Annotated in this window: 12 protein-coding genes; 7 read left to right on the top strand and 5 right to left on the bottom strand. The window is 71.1% G+C overall.

The features are described from left to right. Positions 1 to 20 precede the first annotated feature (20 nt). Entirely contained in the window at positions 21 to 1,274 is a 1,254-nt protein-coding gene (locus tag ABT324_RS09365; protein ID WP_351174300.1) for an SLC13 family permease, read from the bottom strand. A 283-nt stretch (positions 1,275 to 1,557) separates the two neighbouring features. Here ABT324_RS09365 and ABT324_RS09370 point away from each other — a divergent pair, with 283 nt between their 5' ends. The 3 genes from ABT324_RS09370 to ABT324_RS09380 all read left to right on the top strand — a co-directional run bounded on the left by ABT324_RS09370 (position 1,558) and on the right by ABT324_RS09380 (position 4,558). Beyond that, positions 1,558 to 2,793 carry a CaiB/BaiF CoA transferase family protein gene (locus ABT324_RS09370; protein ID WP_351174302.1) on the top strand — a complete coding sequence of 412 codons (1,236 nt, stop codon included), beginning with the start codon at positions 1,558 to 1,560 and terminating at the stop codon, positions 2,791 to 2,793. Then, a complete protein-coding gene (locus ABT324_RS09375; protein ID WP_351174304.1) occupies positions 2,790 to 3,572 on the top strand; it encodes an enoyl-CoA hydratase in 783 nt (260 codons plus the stop codon). Before ABT324_RS09370 ends, ABT324_RS09375 begins: the two co-directional genes overlap by 4 nt. Before the next feature lie 68 nt (positions 3,573 to 3,640). Then, positions 3,641 to 4,558 (top strand): LysR family transcriptional regulator, encoded by a 918-nt coding sequence (locus ABT324_RS09380; RefSeq protein ID WP_351174306.1) that lies wholly within the window; start codon positions 3,641 to 3,643, stop codon positions 4,556 to 4,558. 202 nt (positions 4,559 to 4,760) lie between these two features. Here the strand turns inward: ABT324_RS09380 and ABT324_RS09385 are convergent, their stop codons facing one another. After that, positions 4,761 to 6,794 (bottom strand): CoA transferase, encoded by a 2,034-nt coding sequence (locus tag ABT324_RS09385; protein WP_351174308.1) that lies wholly within the window; start codon positions 6,792 to 6,794, stop codon positions 4,761 to 4,763. Positions 6,795 to 6,918: 124 nt separating this feature from the next. On the opposite strand from ABT324_RS09385, the gene ABT324_RS09390 reads away from it, so the two are divergent. After that, complete coding sequence (locus ABT324_RS09390) at positions 6,919 to 7,644, top strand: helix-turn-helix domain-containing protein (RefSeq protein WP_351174310.1); 726 nt, start codon at positions 6,919 to 6,921, stop codon at positions 7,642 to 7,644. On the opposite strand, the gene ABT324_RS09395 is transcribed toward ABT324_RS09390, so the two are convergent. Continuing rightward, positions 7,641 to 8,672 carry a LacI family DNA-binding transcriptional regulator gene (locus ABT324_RS09395; RefSeq protein ID WP_351174312.1) on the bottom strand — a complete coding sequence of 344 codons (1,032 nt, stop codon included), beginning with the start codon at positions 8,670 to 8,672 and terminating at the stop codon, positions 7,641 to 7,643. The two genes, ABT324_RS09390 and ABT324_RS09395, sit on opposite strands and share 4 nt — an antisense overlap. A gap of 168 nt (positions 8,673 to 8,840) precedes the next feature. Here ABT324_RS09395 and ABT324_RS09400 point away from each other — a divergent pair, with 168 nt between their 5' ends. Genes ABT324_RS09400 through ABT324_RS09410 form a run of 3 tightly spaced genes read left to right on the top strand, consistent with a single transcriptional unit; the run spans position 8,841 to position 13,908 of the window. Continuing rightward, positions 8,841 to 10,187, top strand: a complete 1,347-nt coding sequence (locus ABT324_RS09400; RefSeq protein ID WP_351174314.1) for an MFS transporter — start codon at positions 8,841 to 8,843, stop codon at positions 10,185 to 10,187. Between the two features lie 32 nt (positions 10,188 to 10,219). Further along, positions 10,220 to 12,277: a hydantoinase/oxoprolinase family protein gene (locus tag ABT324_RS09405; protein WP_351174316.1), complete on the top strand. Its 2,058-nt coding sequence runs from the start codon at positions 10,220 to 10,222 to the stop codon at positions 12,275 to 12,277. After that, complete coding sequence (locus ABT324_RS09410) at positions 12,274 to 13,908, top strand: hydantoinase B/oxoprolinase family protein (RefSeq protein WP_351174318.1); 1,635 nt, start codon at positions 12,274 to 12,276, stop codon at positions 13,906 to 13,908. Before ABT324_RS09405 ends, ABT324_RS09410 begins: the two co-directional genes overlap by 4 nt. A gap of 40 nt (positions 13,909 to 13,948) precedes the next feature. On the opposite strand, the gene ABT324_RS09415 is transcribed toward ABT324_RS09410, so the two are convergent. Further along, positions 13,949 to 15,280: an NAD(P)H-dependent oxidoreductase gene (locus tag ABT324_RS09415; protein ID WP_351174320.1), complete on the bottom strand. Its 1,332-nt coding sequence runs from the start codon at positions 15,278 to 15,280 to the stop codon at positions 13,949 to 13,951. A gap of 41 nt (positions 15,281 to 15,321) precedes the next feature. Further along, positions 15,322 to 16,116 (bottom strand): SDR family NAD(P)-dependent oxidoreductase, encoded by a 795-nt coding sequence (locus tag ABT324_RS09420; protein WP_351174322.1) that lies wholly within the window; start codon positions 16,114 to 16,116, stop codon positions 15,322 to 15,324. Positions 16,117 to 16,201 lie beyond the last annotated feature (85 nt).

Genomic DNA, 16,201 nt, shown 5'->3' on the forward strand with positions numbered 1-16,201 from the left:
CTCCCAAGCCCTCGGCTGGGTCAACCCGGGATTACCACGACCGCGCCCCAGAGGAGCAGTGGTGCCACGGCGGCCATCGCCAAACCGTAGAGGAGCAGGCTCCGGAACAGGGTGTCGCGCTGCTCGGCCGGAGCGTTGGCCACGACCAGGGCACCGTTGGTCGACAGCGGGCTGACGTCGACGATCGTCATCGCGACGGCCAGTGCCGCGGCGACGGTCGCCGGGTTGAGGTCGGAAACCGCGAGCACGGGCAGGATGAGCGGGATGATCGCCGAGATGATCCCGGTGGACGAGGCGAACGCGGAGACGATCGACCCGACGTAGCAGGCGATGAGCACGGCGAGCGTCGGCGTGGACGAGGCTGTGATGAACTCGGCGACGGCGTCGACGGTGCCGATGCGCTCGAGCAGGGCGACGTAGGTGAACACACCGCAGACCAGCAGGACCACACCCCAGGGCACCTCGCTGAGCGCGACCTTGGATACCTGCGGCTGCAGCAGCGCGAGCACGAAGGCACAAGCGAACGCGGTCAAACCGACGTGGGCCCCGAACCCGACCACTGCGACGACGAGCGCGCCCAGCGCGGCGAGGGTCGCTGCGTGGATGAACCTCGGACGCTGGCCCTCCTCCTCCGGTGCCGCGTGGTGCGTGACGCCGTCGATGATCGAGCCAGCGGGGCCGGACCCCCTGCGCGACAACCAGATCGCGAACACGACCACCGCGACGAGGGTGTTGGCGAGCGCGCTGACCAGGAAGACCTGCGCGGGGCTCCCGGTGATCCCGGCCCGTCCGAGGACCGAGTTCACGATGACGCCGAACACGCTGATCGGGGAGAGGACACCGGCGCCCCAGCCGTGCACGACCAGCAGGCCCATCACGACGTGCGAGATCCGGTAGCGCGTCGCCAGGGCCAGCGCCACCGGGGCGATCATCGCCACCGCGAAGACCGAACCGAGGGCCGCGAGCAGGCCGGTGATCGCGAAGACGATCCACATGACGACTGCCGGGCGGGCCCCGACCAGGGCGATGAGCCGGTTGATCAGGTGGTCGATCGTGCCGTTGCGCCGGGCGATGGTGAACAGGTAGGTGGTGCCCACGAGGATGACGAACACGTCGCCGGGGAACTCCCCCAGTAGCTCGTCGACGGGGAGGTGGAGCACCAGGACGCCGACGACCAACGTGCAGACCAGCGCGAGCGCGCCGAGGTTGAGCCCCAGGGCGGTGGTGAGCACGAAAGCCGCGACCAGCAGTGCGACAGCCAGGAAGTGGATCATCGGTGATGCTCTTTCATCTCCGGAGGAGCCCGGGCGAAACGGGGTCCGCGCGGGGGAAGCAGGGAGGAGGACGCTGACCTGCCTTCGGGTTCGGCAGCCTAAGCAGCCGGAGGCGGCTCGTTCCAGTCGAGAGGCACGAACCCGCCGTTCGAAGTTCTCGAATGCTGACCGGGCGCGGCAACGGCTTCGATGTTCGCGAAGCCCGCGTTCGCCAGTTTCGACTGGTCCGGCGGAGCCGAATCACCCTAGCCTGCTGGAAAATCAGCAAGTGATGGGTGGATGGATGCTGGACGACGCGCTTCGCGGCACCAAGGTGCTCGACCTCTCGAGGATCCTCGCGGGCCCCTGGTGCGCGCAGAACCTGGCGGACCTCGGCGCCGACGTGATCAAGGTCGAGAAGGTCGCCGGTGGCGATGACACCCGCGGGTGGGGGCCGCCGTACGTGGCGGGCACCGACCCCGGGGACGGCTTCTCCGCCTACTTCGTGGCCTGCAACCGGGGGAAGCGGTCGATCGCGGTGGACTTCTCGACCCCGCAGGGCCGTGATCTCATCCGCCGCCTCGCCGCGGATGCCGACGTCGTGGTGGAGAACTACCGGGCGGGCACCCTGGAGCGCCACGGCCTCGGCTACGCCGACCTGGCAGCCGAGAACCCGGGGCTGGTGTTCGTCTCGATCACCGGCTTCGGGCCGACCGGGCCGATGGCGGGAAAACCCGGCTACGACTACGTGTTCCAGGGCATGGGTGGCCTGATGAGCTACACCGGTCGTCCCGACGGCGAGCCGGGCGCCGGGCCGATCCGGACCGGCGTGGCCGTCGTGGACGTGATGACCGGCATGTACGCCACGACCGCGGTGCTGGCTGCCCTGGTGAAGCGCGCCGCGACCGGGCTCGGGCAGCAGGTCGACGTCGCGCTCCTGGACGTGGCCGTGGCCCTCAACGCCAACCAGGCCGCCAACTACCTCGTCTCCGGACGCCCACCGGAGCGGATCGGCACCGCGCACCCGAACTGCGCGCCGTACGACGTCTTCGCCTGCTCCGACGGCCACCTGATCCTGGCGATCGGCAACGACGGGCAGTTCGCCCGGTTCTGCGCTGCCGCCGGGCTCGACGGCCTCGCCGCGGACCCGCGGTTCGCGACAAACTCCGCCCGGCTGCGCAACATCGGGGCGCTCCGCCCGGTGGTGGCCGAGGTGATGCTCGGTCGAACGCGCGCGGACTGGGCGCGCACCCTCGACGACGCCGGGGTGCCCTGGGGCCCGATCAACGACCTCGCCGAGGTCTTCGCCGACGAGCAGGTGGTCCACCGCAGCATGCTGGTCGACACCCAGCACCCGGTCGCCGGGACCATCCCCGTGGTGCGCAACCCGCTGGTCCAGTCCGGGCCCAACCCCCTGCCGCCGCCGGGCGTCGGCGAGCACACGAGGCAGGTGCTGACCGAGACCGGGCTCACCGACGAGCAGATCGAGCACCTCATCCGCGAAGGCGTCATCGGCGCCACTCTGGAGGACAGGGCATGACCGGCCACCACCACACCGACCTCCCGCACGCCACTGCCCACGTCGACGCGTCCGGGATCGCCACGCTGACGATCACGAACGCCAAGTCGGTGAACGTCCTGTCGACCCCCGTGATCACCGACCTCACCACCGCGCTCACCGCGCTCGCCGACCGCGAGGACCTGCGAGCCCTGGTCCTGCGCGGCACCGGGGACAAGGCGTTCGTCGCGGGCGCCGACATCCACGAGATGGCCGGTCTCGACCCGTCGTCGGCCCAGGTGTTCATCGACCGGTTGCGCCGCCTGTGCGAAGCCGTCCGCCTGTTCCCCGTCCCCGTGATCTGCCGCATCCCGGGATGGGTCCTCGGCGGCGGGCTGGAGCTGGCGGTGGCGTGCGACATGCGGATCAGCAGCGACACCGCCCGATTCGGGATGCCCGAGGTCGCCGTCGGCATCCCCTCAGTCATCCACGCGGCCCTGATGCCCCGGCTGATCGGCGCCGCCCGCGCGTCCTGGCTGATGCTGACCGGCGAGTCGGTCAACGCCCGCACCGCGCTGAGCTGGGGTCTGGTCGACGAGACCGCCCCGCTGGAGGAACTCGACGCCCGCGTCGACGAGCACACCGCCCGCTTCGCCAGCTTCGGTCCGAAGGTGCTCCGCCAGCAGAAGCGCCTGCTGCGCGAGTGGGAGGGGCAGACGGTCGCCGAGGCCGTCACCGCCAGCGTCGCCGAGTTCGGCGCGGCGTTCACCACGGGGGAACCGCAGGGCTACATGCGGACCTTCCTCGAACGCACCCGCTGACCGTGTTGCCTGGTAAGCTCCCGCCCGCCGGAAAGCCCCCGCTGCTCGGGGGCAGGGCGGGAGTTCCCATGCGCTACGACCTCACCGACCTGCGGTTGTTCCACGCGATCGCCGAGGCCCAGAACCTCTCCGGCGGTGCTGCGGCCATGTACATCACGGCCTCGTCGGCCAGCTACCGGCTCAAGAACCTCGAGCACTCCATGGGCGTCGAGCTGTTCACCCGGAGCCCGCGCGGTATGCGCCTCACGCCCGCCGGGGAGGCGCTCCTGGACCACGTCCGCGAGGTCCTCGCGGGCATCACCCGCATGCAGGCCGACATCGCCCGCTTCTCGGCGGGCCTGCGCGGCAACATCCGCATGTGGGCCAACAGCAGCTCGCTCAACGGGTTCATCCTGCCCAGCGTCAGCCGCTTCCTCCTCGCCAACCCCGACATCAACATCGACCTCGAGGAACGCCCGAGCGGCACCATCGTCGCCGGGGTGGCCGACCGGGTGATCGACGTCGGCGTCTTCGCCGGTTCCGCCTCGGCGGGCGCCGACACCCGGATCGTGCGGTACGCGCAGGAGGACCTCATCATCGTCACCCCGCTCGGCCACCCCCTCGCGCAGTCCGACCGGGTCGACTTCGCCGCGGCGCTCGACTTCGACTTCGTCTGCATGAGCCGCGGCAGCAGCAACTTCCACTTCCTCCAGGAGACCTCCCGGCAGGCCGGGGCGCACCTCAACGTCCGCGTGCACGGCCACGACTTCGCCGCAGTGCTCCGACTCGTCGAAGCAGGTGTCGGCATCGCCCTGGTCCCCCGCAGCGTCGCCGAGAAGGAACTCCGGGACATGCGCATCGCCGGCCTCGCCCTCCCCGACCCCTGGGCCCGCCGAGAACTCCACCTGGTGACCCGGGAGGCAGAACCGCTCCCCGACTACCTCCAGGCCTTCGTCACCTTCCTCCTCGACGACCCCCGCGTCGCCGCCACCCGCGACCCCAGCTGACCCCGCCGAAGAGACCGGTCCCGGTGCGGAACGAGGGCTCCGCCGCCCGGTGCCCCACCGGGCTGGCGTCCGCCAACTCCACCCCAGTGCCGGATCGACCACCACGGCGCGGCTGACCGGAAAGTGCCGGATCCCGGCGCAGACCTCGGGCACCGGGCAGCGAGCTCGATGGTCCCGGGGCGGAGCCCGGATCCGGGCTGCGCTACGGCGTGGTCTTCCGGTTTGCCGTGTAGCTGGTGATGTTGTTGGAGGTTTCGGAGGTTCGGAACATCCGGGCGAAGGTGGTGATCGACTGGTCCACCGCGTTCTGCAGGGACACGTTGAGCCACTCGTCGATCAACGCTCGCTGTTCCCGGACGGCCAGGGCGGGCAGGGACGCCAGTTCCGCCGCCCACTCCTGGGCCACCGGGACCACTTCCTCGCGCTCGACGACCCTGTTCGCCAGACCGGTGTGCGCCAGTTCCTCGATGGTTCGCGGTTCACCCGTCAACAGCATCTCCTTGGCCGTGGCGAGCCCGACGTAGTGGTGCAGCAGCGCCGCGTCGACCACCGACGGGATGCCGAGCTTGACCTCCGGGAGCCCGACCAGCGCCGCCGGGTGCGCGACCCGCAGGTCGGCGGCGAGGGCCAGTTCGAACGCGGCCCCGATGCACGCCCCTTCCAGCGCCACGATGGACAGCTGCGGTGCGTGGCGGATGGTGCGTAGCAGCGAGCCGATGCTGGCGATGATGCCGCGGGCCTCGGATTCGGATGCGCCCTGGAACGTGCCCAGGTCCATCCCGGCCGAGAAGTTCCGGCCGCCGGTGCCCGCGAAGACCAGCACCCGGCAGTCCTCGGCAGCCCCGAGGACTGCCTGCTCCAGCGCCACGACGTCGGCTGCCAGCAGCGCGTTGGCCTTGGCTGGGCGGTTGGTGGAGATGGTGCGGACCTTGCCGTTGTCGGTGATGTCGATGGCCATCAGACGGTCTCCCGGATCGTGCTCGTGGTTGTCGTGGCGGACTTCTTCGCCCGCACGGTGCTGGCGGCGAAGATGCACAGGGCGACGAACAGCAGTGACACTCCCCAGGTCGCGGTGCCGTTCCTGGCGGTGGCGACGGCTCGTCTGCTCGGTGCGGGACGTGGGCAGGGCCGGGGCGGGGAGACCTGGGTCGGGTGCGGTGCCGTCGAAGCGGATCGGGGTCGTCATGCGCCGGTACTGGCCGACGGTCGGGTGCTCCGCGAGCTTGAGGACCCCGCTCGCCCACGCGTACTCGTCGGAGATGACCTCGGCCGGGTCCTTGACCAGGGCCGCCGGGACGTCGAGCGCCGCGCAGTCGGCCAACCACGCCGCGGCCGTGCGCCGCGCGATCTCCGGGGAGATGGTGTCGATCAGCTCCGGCATGTGGGCGGTGCGCGAGGCCAGCGTCGCGAACCGCTCGTCGTCGGCCAGGTCGGTCCGGCCGAGGAGTCCGAAGAAGTCCGCCCAGTTCCGGTCCGTGTAGGGCAGGACGGTGATCCAGGCGTCGGCAGCGCGGTAGAGGGCGCGGCGGCCAGCCGTGGTCCGGGCCCACCCGAACCCGCCTGGCTGCGCCAGTGCGGTCAGCCCGGCGAGGTTTTCGACCAGGTTGAAGCTCATCAGGGTGTCGACCATCGGCACTTCGACTTCGCTACCCCGTCCCGTCACCTCGCGCTGGTGGACCCCGGCGAGCAAGCCGATCACGATGTACAGCGCGGTGATCTTGTCGCCCGCGACGTACGGGGCGAACGCCGGTTCGCCCTGCGCGCCGTCGACGTGCAGCGACAGCCCGGCGAAACCCGATGCCGCCTGCACGATGTCGTCGTAGGCCGGGGCGTCGGCCTGGTCGGAGTCGGAGGCGTAACCCTGCGCGGTGACGAAGACCAGCTCGGGGTTGAGCTCGCGCAGGCGGCTGGGCGTGATGCCCAGGCGGGCGAGGCTGGCTGGGCGCATGTTGGTGACGAACGCGTCGGCGCCGCGGACGAGTTCGAGCAGCGCATCGCGGCCGGACTCCGACTTGAGGTCGAGGACGGCGCTGCGCTTGTTCCTGTTCAGGTTGAGCGAGAGCTCGCTCTGGTCACCGCTGAGCACCCGGCCCATCCGCCGGTTGATGTCACCAGCGGGCGACTCGACCTTGACGACCTCCGCCCCCAGGTCGCCGAGGAGCGAGGTCGCCATCGGCCCCATGATCACGGTAGTGAGGTCGACGACGCGCAAACCCGAGAGAGGTCCTGTTGTCATCAGCTCCAGCCCCTTCGCCGCACCAGTGGTCGCAGCGACGGTAGGCAGGCACCGCACGATCCCCCAACCGCGGGCGCAGCGGCGGTCATTGGCAACTACGCATACTCGTAGTTAGGATCGCGAAATGAGTCCCGGGGAGGACACGCGGCAGTCGCACCGCACCATCGACCGCATGGCGGCGATCCTCGACCACCTGGCCAGGACGCCCGGCGGCTGCACGTTGTCCGAGCTGGCCCAGGCAGCGGCAGCGCCGCTGACCACGACCCAGGGCATCGTGCGCGGGCTCGTCCACAACGGGTACGCGGACCAGGCCAAGCGCCGCTACTTCCTGGGCCGGACGACGTACCTGCTGAACCGGCGGGCCGGACGGGAGCTGCTCCCCGGGGTCTCGCGCTCGCTGCTGGCGCGGGTGCACGAGCAGGTCCGGCTGAGCGTGGTGCTGTCCGTCCGGATTGGCGAGGTCGGCTACTACATCGACCACCTCTCCGACGACCCCAGGTTCGGGCACCTCGCCGAGGACCTCCTGGAACGGCCACTGCTGGAGAACGCGGCGGGATGGGTCCACCTGGCCTCGATGGAGCGCGCCCAGCTCTGGGAGCACCTCGCCGCGCACTCCGACCAGCCCGACCTGGTCTCTGCCTTCCTGGCCCAGCGGCCGAAAATTCTCGGCACCGACCTGTGCGTCATGCCGCGCATCTCGCAGGACGCCGCCGGGATCGCGATGGGGATCCGCCAGGACGGACGACTGGTCAGCGTCGTGTCGGTGATCGGCGAGCCGCGCGAGCTCGAGGAGAAGCGCCAGCACATCGTCACCGTGCTGACGTCGGAGCGGGAGCTCCGGCCGCGCTAGCCAGCCTCCCCGGAGCGTTGCGTCGAGGCGCGGACCCGGAGGGTCGGCGCGATGACCACGGGTTCGGCCGGGGTCTGTGCTCCGGCGAGCCTGGCGAGCATGAGCTCGACGGCTTCCTCGGCCAGGAGCTCGTGGTTGAGGTCCATCGCGGTGATCGGGGGGATGGCGCTGCGCGAGTGCTCGGTGTCGGTCAACGCGGCGATCATGAGGTCGCCGGGCACGCGGAGGCCCTGGTCCGCAGCGATCTCCGCGGTGAGCGCGGCGAAGTCGCTGGTCGCGACCACGACCGCATCCGGGCGCTCGGAGCTGGCCAGCAGTGGTCGGATCACCGCGGCGGCGTCGTCGATGCCGAGCCCTTCGCTGAGCAGCTCGGTGCGCGCCGCGTGGCCGTGCCGCTCGCACCAGGCGAGGTAGGTCTGCTGGCTGCGCCGGTTCCACGCGTTGCCCTCGGTCCCGGTCAGCAACGCGGTGCTGCTCGCACCTTGGTCGCGGAGGTGGTCCAGCAGGGCGGTGACCACGGTGGTGTAGTCGAGCCGGACCGCCCAGGTGAACTCGGGCTGGTCCGGGTCCTCCTCGATGGTGACCACCGGTAGGCCCCGGTGGCGCAGCTCGGCCAGCGCCTCGTCGGCGCCGTACGGGTGGGCGACGATGCAGCCGTCCATCGGCACGCTGGACACCGACGGGTCGTGGAGGTCGGGCACGTGGATCAGGCCGACCTTGCGGCGCAGCATCTCGGTGGCGACCGAGCCCACCAGCCGGTTGAAGGTCTCGGCGCGGTCCGGGGTGCCGCTGAGCGCGAACCGGGGCCGCAGGACCAGTCCGACGATGCCCGAGCGCCCGGTGCGCAGGGACCGAGCGCTCGGGTTCGCGTCGTAGCCGAGTTCGGCGGCGGCGCGGAAGACGCGGTCCTTGGTCGCCTGGGAGATCGGGCGGCTCCCGGAGAACGCGTGCGAGACGGTGCTGATCGAGACCTTGGCCTGCTCGGCGACGTCACGAATCGTGGCACGGCGGGCGGTGCTGCCGTTCACCGATGTCCGCTCCCTTCGATCACCCGGCTGACCTGCCCAGTATCGCGCACCCGTGTCCGGTACCGGGCAGTCGTCGTGCCCGCCCCGGTCCGGCTGACCCTTGACACCGGTCGACCGCGCGCGTTTCATGTCACGAATCATCAAAACGTTTCGATGACCGGAGGCGTCATGACTCCCTCATCACGCGACCCGGGCCCGGCTGAGGCCGACCGGTCCACCGCGCGGAGAACAGTCGGCCAGGTCTTCGACGAGATGCCGCTGGGCCGGGCGCACCTCGTCGCCGGTTCGGTCCTGTTCGTCACCTTCGTCGTCGAGGCGTGGGAGCAGGTCGGCTTGGTCTACGTCTCGGACGGGATCGCCACCGAACTCGGCATCAGCGACGCCCAGCTCGGGTTGGCCCTGTCCGCCGTGGCGTTCGGGATGGTGCCCGGCGCACTGATGTGGGGCGCGTTCATCGACCGGCTCGGGCGCCGCAAGGTGGCGGTGCTCAGCCTGCTGCTGTACGCGGTGCTGGCGCTGCTCGCGGCGTTCTCCCCCGTGTACTGGGCCTTCCTGGTGCTGCGCTTCCTCTCCGGGGTCGCCTTCGCCGGGGTCTACACCGTGACGTTCCCGTACTTCCTGGAGCTGCTGCCGACCCGGTGGCGTGGCCAGGGCGCGGTCGCGCTGTCGATCGGGTTCCCGATCGGCACGCTGCTGTGCATCGGTGTCAGCCAGACGCTGGGCGTGGTGAGCTGGCGCGCGGTCGCGGTCGTGGCCGCGCTCGCCGGGCTCTGGGCGTTCGCGGTCCTGCGGTGGGTTCCGGAATCGCCGTACTGGCTCGCCAAGCAGCAACGGCACGCCGAGGCCACGCGGGTGCTGCGGTGGCTGGGCAGCCCGGTGGCCGAGGGCACCCGGTTCGCGGTCGACGAGGACGGCCGGAGTGGCGACGTGCGCAGCCTGTTCGGAGCGCGGGTCCGGCGCCAGTTCCTGCTGCTGCTCGTCGTCTCGTTCACCTTCAGCTGGGGCTACTGGGGACTGCAGACCTGGCTGCCGGTCCTGTTGCAGGGCAAGGGGCTCAGCGTCTCCGACGCGCTGTGGTTCGTCGCGATCACCCAGTTGGTCTCGATCCCCGGGTACCTGCTCGCGGCGGTGCTGACCCGTCGGTTCGGCCGCAAGAAGGTCTTCCTGGCGTTCGTCTTCGCCTCGGCCGCGGGCGGTGCGCTGTTCGGCCTCGCCACCGGGGAGACCCAGATGTACGCGGGCAATCTCGTGCTGGCCTTCTTCTCGCTCGGCGCGTGGGGCATCTGGAACACCTGGTCCGGGGAGATCCTGCCGACCAGCCTGCGCGGCCTCGGCTACTCGTGGTCCACCTCGGCCATCCTGCTGGCCAACACCATCTCGGTGCCCGTCATCGGATCGCTGATGGACCTCGGCGTGGCGTCCTCGATCACCATCGGTTCGATCAGCGCCTTCCTGGTCCTCGCGCTGATCGCCGTCCTGCCCCTCCCGGAGACCGAGGGACGCGCCCTCAACTGACCTGACCCTGGTGCTACGACAAGGAGTTCTCCATGACATACCGGGTCGCCATGGACATCGGCGGCACCTTCACCGACGTCGTCACCTTCGACGGGGGTTCCCGGCAGGTGCGGGCGGGCAAGGTGCTGACCACGCCCGACGACCTCGCTCGGGGGGTGTTCGACGCGCTCGCCGGCTTCGAGCTCCCCTTCGCCGAGATCGGGTTCTTCGTGCACGGCACGACGCAGGGGCTCAACGCGCTGCTGGAGCGGCGGGGCGCGAACGTGCTGATCCTGACCACGCGCGGGATCGGCGACGTCTACCAGATCGCCCGCGGCAACCGGGAGCGCCTGTTCGACCTGCACTACCGCAAACCGGCCCCGCTCGTGGCGCGCGAAGCCATCGCCGAGGTCGGCGGCCGCTTCGACGCGGCGGGCCAGGAGCTGGAACCGCTGGACGAGGACGCGGTCCGGTTCGCGGCCAAGCGGGTGCGCGAGGAGGGCTTCGACGCCGTCGCCGTGTGCTTCCTGTTCGCCTACCTCAACGGCGAGCACGAGCGCCGCGCGGGCCAGGTCCTGCGCGAGGAGCTCGGCGACGAGGTGCTGGTCGTGCTCTCGCACGAGGTGGCGCCCGAGTGGCGCGAGTACGAGCGGATGTCCACGACGGTCGTGGAGGCCTACACCGGGCCGTCGGTGCACCGCTACCTGGACAAGATCGAAGCCCGCTTCGCCGACCACGGCCTGCACGTCCCGGTGCACGTCATGCAGTCCTCCGGCGGGCTGGTCAACGCCGACTTCGCCCGCACCCACCCGCTGCAGACGCTGCTCTCCGGCCCCGTCGGCGGCACGATGGGCGGGGTCGCGGTCAGCAAGCTGCTCGGCAGGCCGAACGTCATCTGCATCGACATGGGCGGCACCTCGTTCGACGTCTCGCTGGTCATGGACCACGAACCGGACGTGTCACCGGACGGGACGTGCGAGGGCTTCCCGCTGCTGATGCCGCTGGTGAACCTGCACACGATCGGCGCGGGAGGCGGGTCGCTGGCCTACGCGGAGGGCGGCGGGCTGCGCGTAGGCCCGGAATCCGCGGGAGCGGTTCCCGGCCCGGCCTGCTACGGGCGCGGGGGCACGCAGGCCACGGTCACCGACGCCAACTGCGTCCTCGGCCGGGTCGACCCGGACTCGTTCGCCGGTGGCGGGATGCGGCTCGACCTCGACGCCGCCCACCGCGCCGTGGCCGAGCTGGCGACCGAGCTGGGCATGGACCCCGTGGAGCTCGCCTCCGGCATCTGCGACGTGGGCAACGCCAAGATGGCGCAGGCGATCCGCACGCTGACCGTGGAGCACGGCCGCGAGCCCGGGCAGTTCGCGCTGCTCGCCTTCGGCGGGGCCGGGCCCATGCACGCGGCGTTCATCGCGCGGGAGATCGGGGTCTCGGAGGTGGTCGTGCCCCGGTTCCCCGGCGCGTTCTCCGCGTGGGGCATGCTCGAATCCGACGTGCGGCGCGACTTCACCATGCAGTTCTTCGCCACCAGCCAGACCCTGGACACCGGCGCGCTGGCAACGGCTTTGGACACGCTGCGCGGCCAGGCCGTCGACGCCCTGACCGAGCAGGGCATCAGCGAGGACAAGCGCTCCGTCAGCCACAGCATCGACATGCGCTACGAGAGCCAGGACTACACGCTCCCGGTGCCGATCCAGGACACCGACGACGTGGCCGATCCCGCCTTCGTCGGCACCTTGGAGCAGCGCTTCGCGGAAGCGCACCACGCGCGCTACGGGCACGCGACCCCGGGCGCCCCGGTCCAGTTCGTCACGATCCGGACCACCGGCCACGGCCGGGTGGAGCGGACCACCGCGGACGTCGGTGCGGCCGCGCCCGCCCCGGCCGACCCCGTCGTCCGCGACGTCGTGTTCGACGGCAGGCCGCTGCCCACGACGATCGTCGCGCGCTCGGCGCTGCCGGTCGGCACGCGGCTGCCGGGTCCGGCCATCGTGCACGAGGAGACCTCGACCACCGTGGTCCCCCCGGACGCCGAACTGCGGGTCGACGACAACGAGTTCCTGACCATCACCCTGGCCCCCCGGCCGGATGCGGAGGCATTGGCATGACGATCAGCCCGGTCACCACCGAGATCATCCGCTCGGCGCTGATCCAGGCCGCGACGGACATGAACACGACCCTGATCCGGTCCTCGTACACACCGACGATCTACGAGGGCAAGGACTGCGCGGTCGCCCTGCTCGACCGCGAGCACCGGGTGCTGGGCCAGTCCTCCGGGCTGCCGATCTTCCTCGGCAACCTGGAGGAGTGCTCCCGGCGCACCGAGGCCGAGTTCGGCCCCGAGGTGTGGCGGCCCGGCGACGTCTGGGTGCTCAACGACTCCTACATCGGCGGCACCCACCTCAACGACTGCACGGTGTACGCGCCGATCTTCGTGCAGGACGAGCTGGTCGGGTTCGCCGCCTCGCGCGCCCACTGGATCGACATGGGTTCGAAGGACCCGGGTGGTTCGATGGACTCGACCACCATCTACCAGGAAGGCCTGCGGATGGGGCCGACCCGGATCGTGGCCGCGGGCGAGGAGTGCGCCGACGTCCTGCGCCTCATCGAGACCAACGTCCGCTTCCCCTACGTGACGCTCGGCGACATGCGCGCGCAGGTCGCCTGCGCCCGCATGGGGGTGAAGCGCTTGGGCGAGCTGTTCGCGCGGTACGGCGCGGCGACGATCGACGAGGCCCGGCGGGAGATCTTCGCCCAGACCGAGCGGCTCGAGCGCGAGCGCCTGGCGGCCATCCCCGACGGGACCTACGAGGCCACCGGATTCCTGGACAACGACGCCATCGACCTCGACACGCCGCTCGAGGTCACCGTTCGGATCACAGTGGACGGTGAGCGCATGACGATCGACCTGACCGACTGCGCCGACCAGACCACCGGGCCGGTCAACTGCGGGCGGGCGCAGGCGGTCTCGGCGGCGCGGGTCGGCTACAAGCTACTGATCTCGCCGTCGGTGAGCCTCAACGGTGGCTCGTTCGCGCCGCTGCACGTCGAGGTCCGCGAGGGCTCCATGCTCGGGGCCCGCGAACCGGCCGCCTGCCAGTACTACTACTCCAGCCTCGGCATGCTCATCGACCTCATCGTCAAGGCCCTCGCCCCCGCCATGCCCGGTGCGGTCGCGGCGGCCAGCTACGGCGACTCGATGATCGTGCAGTTCGCCGGGAACAACCCGCGCACCGGCGAGCCCTTCGTCACCCTGGAAGCCACCGTCGGCGGCTGGGGGGCGTGGCACGGCGGCGACGGCGAGACAGCGCTGATCAACAACGTCAACGGATCGCTGTGCGACCTGCCGATCGAGGTCCTCGAAACGCTCTACCCCGTGCGCGTCACCAAGTACCACATCCGCCCGGATTCCGGCGGCGCCGGGAGGTGGCGCGGCGGCGACGGCGTCGTGCGGGAGTACGTGATGGAAGCCGACCAGGACCTCTCGCTGTGGTGGGAACGCTCAGTCACGCCCGCCTGGGGGCTCTTCGGCGGTGAAGCGGGCGCCCCACCACGCGTCGTGCTCAACCCCGGCACCGAGCACGCCCAGGAAATGCTCAAGGCCAACAGCCTGCGGGTGCGCAAGGGCGATGTCCTGCGGTGCGAATCCGGTGGTGGGGGCGGCTACGGCGACCCCGCCGAGCGGGACCCGGAGGCGGTCGGGCCGGACCTCGCCCGGGGGCTCACCACGACGAACTAGCGGGCTCGCTGACCTGCTGCTGGCGTCGGCCAGCAGCAGGTCAGCTCCCCTGGAGTTCACGGCGCAGCTGCACCGCGAGCACGGACTCGTCGAGATCGGCGTCCGACCAGCTGAGGGTCGCACCCGCGGGCACGTCGCGCGCCAGTCGGCAGCCGTGCGCCAATCCGATCGGCAGTGCGCCAGCGGCCAGCGAGGCGTGGGCGGGCACGAGCTTGCCGTGGACCATGAAGCCGCCTTCTCCGTCGAGCACCTCACCGGCCTTCAGGTCGCGCTTGGCGATTGCGACGACGTCGCCGCGGAACGCGTCGGGTGTCCCGGTGGGCTCGCCGCGCAGCACCGCGGAGGCGATGGAGACACCCAGTTCGAGACCGATCATGTGGTACGGCCGGTACAGCGCCCCGTAGCGGCCGGTGGGGTCGGTTCGCACGCCGTACTCGGCGAAGCACTGGACCGCGTAGTCGGTGCGGGCCTCGAAGGTGACGTAGACCCCCCAGCGCAGGTCGAGGTCGACCGCGGACCCGTCGCGCTGCAGGCTGGAGACCACCTCGACGGTGCCGCGCCGGGTCAGCGAACCGCCCAGCTCCGCTGGTCGCAGCGCGGTGGCCAGGTCGTCGGCCCCGACCGGCGGGAACAGCAGGCCCTCGTCCTGCGGTTGGAGACCCGTGCCGTTGGCGACGGCGGCCATCTCGATGGCCGACTTGGTGCCGTCGAGGAACGAGTTGAACATCCTGGGGTTGTAGTCGCCGCTGGCCAGCTGCTCGGCGGTGAAGCCGTAGTGGTCCCAGACCGTGTCCGGGGTCGAGCTGGTGTACTCCGGTAGGTACTTGGTGCCCTTGCCCGCCGCGACCACGTCGAAGCCGACCGTGCGGCACCAGTCGACGAGCTCGCAGATCAGGGCGGGCTGGTCGCCGTAGGCCATGGTGTGGACGACGCCCGCCCGGCGGGCGCGTTCGGCGAGCACCGGGCCGACCAGGCAGTCCGCCTCGACGTTGACCATGACGACGTGCCGACCGGCGTCGATGGCGCGCACCGCGTGGTGGGTGCCGGCGATCGGGTCGCCGGTGATCTCCAGGACCACTTCGAGGCCGGGGACGTCGATGAGGTCGTCCGCGCTGTCGGTGACGTGCGTGCCGCCGGTGCGCACCGCTTCGGCGAAGGAGGTGGCGGCGTAGCGCTCGGGCGGCCAGCCGGTCCGGGCGAGCGCGGCGCGGGCGCGGTCCGGGCTGAGGTCGGCGACACCCACCACGTGCAAGCCCGGTACCTGCAGTGCCTGGGTGAGGAACATCGAGGCGAACTTGCCCGCCCCGATGACGCCGACCTTGATCGGCCCGGACTTCCGGGTCCGCTCCAGCAGCAGTCGGTGCAGGTTCACGGGGCCTCCGATCAGTTGGGCTTGCGGACGGACCAGCGGGCTCAGCCGCACCTCATGGAGAGCCCGCCGTCGACGGGGAGGCACACCCCGTTGACGTAAGCGGCTTCGTCGGAGGCGAGGAAGAGCGCAGCCGACGCGACGTCCCACGGCGTGCCGACCCGGCCGGTGGGGCTGGCGGCGTTCCGCGCGTCGAGTGCGGCTCGCGCATCGGCGGCCCCTGAGATCACCTGCTGGGCCACCAGAGGCGTGTCGATCAGGCCGGGGACCACCGCGTTGACCCGGATGCCGTCGGCCGCGTGCCGTAGGGCCAGCGCGACGGTGAGCTGGTTGACCGCGGCTTTGGCCGCGCTGTAGCTGGGGTAGGGGTAGCCGGTGTCGCGGATGGCCGCGATCGAGGAGACGTTGACGACCGCGCCCCGGCCTGCCCCGACCATGCGGGGCAGCACGTGCTTGCAGGCCAGGAACGCTCCGGTCACGTTGACCGAGAAGGCCTGCTGCCAGCTCCGCAGGTCGAGGTCGGCGAGGTCACCGGTGAGCGCCAACCCCACGTTGTTGTGCAGGACCGAAGGCGTGCCCAGCTGCCGTTCGGCGTCGCGGACCGCGGCGACGACCTGCTCCTCGGAGGTGATGTCGGCTTCGACCGCGACCGCGGTGCCGCCTTCCTCGCGGATCGCGCTGGCGGTGCGGTCAGCTTCCGCCGGGTTGACGTCGATCGCGGCCACCAGGGCTCCTTCGCGCGCGAAGGTCAGCGCTGCGGCCTTGCCGTTGCTCATCCCCGCGCCGCTGGAACCAGCGCCGAAGACGAGCGCGACCTCCCCGGCCAGTCGGCTGCCCATGGCCCACCTCCTCGTGCTCCCCTGGTGGCCCGAGTATTCGCACCAGCACCGCCCCGCCGACACCACGCGTCGTCGAGATCTTGCC

This window comes from Saccharopolyspora sp. NPDC000359 (assembly GCF_040300525.1).
GTDB lineage: Bacteria > Actinomycetota > Actinomycetes > Mycobacteriales > Pseudonocardiaceae > Saccharopolyspora.

Bases quoted from the DNA above. Each gene is read 5' to 3' on its own strand.
- ABT324_RS09375 (WP_351174304.1), top strand. From the start codon at position 2,790: ATGACCGGCCACCACCACACCGACCTCCCGCACGCCACTGCCCACGTC.
- ABT324_RS09365 (WP_351174300.1), bottom strand. From the start codon at position 1,274: ATGATCCACTTCCTGGCTGTCGCACTGCTGGTCGCGGCTTTCGTGCTC.
- ABT324_RS09370 (WP_351174302.1), top strand. From the start codon at position 1,558: ATGCTGGACGACGCGCTTCGCGGCACCAAGGTGCTCGACCTCTCGAGG.
- ABT324_RS09390 (WP_351174310.1), top strand. From the start codon at position 6,919: ATGAGTCCCGGGGAGGACACGCGGCAGTCGCACCGCACCATCGACCGC.
- ABT324_RS09405 (WP_351174316.1), top strand. From the start codon at position 10,220: ATGACATACCGGGTCGCCATGGACATCGGCGGCACCTTCACCGACGTC.
- ABT324_RS09380 (WP_351174306.1), top strand. From the start codon at position 3,641: ATGCGCTACGACCTCACCGACCTGCGGTTGTTCCACGCGATCGCCGAG.
- ABT324_RS09420 (WP_351174322.1), bottom strand. From the start codon at position 16,116: ATGGGCAGCCGACTGGCCGGGGAGGTCGCGCTCGTCTTCGGCGCTGGT.
- ABT324_RS09385 (WP_351174308.1), bottom strand. From the start codon at position 6,794: ATGACAACAGGACCTCTCTCGGGTTTGCGCGTCGTCGACCTCACTACC.
- ABT324_RS09410 (WP_351174318.1), top strand. From the start codon at position 12,274: ATGACGATCAGCCCGGTCACCACCGAGATCATCCGCTCGGCGCTGATC.
- ABT324_RS09400 (WP_351174314.1), top strand. From the start codon at position 8,841: ATGACTCCCTCATCACGCGACCCGGGCCCGGCTGAGGCCGACCGGTCC.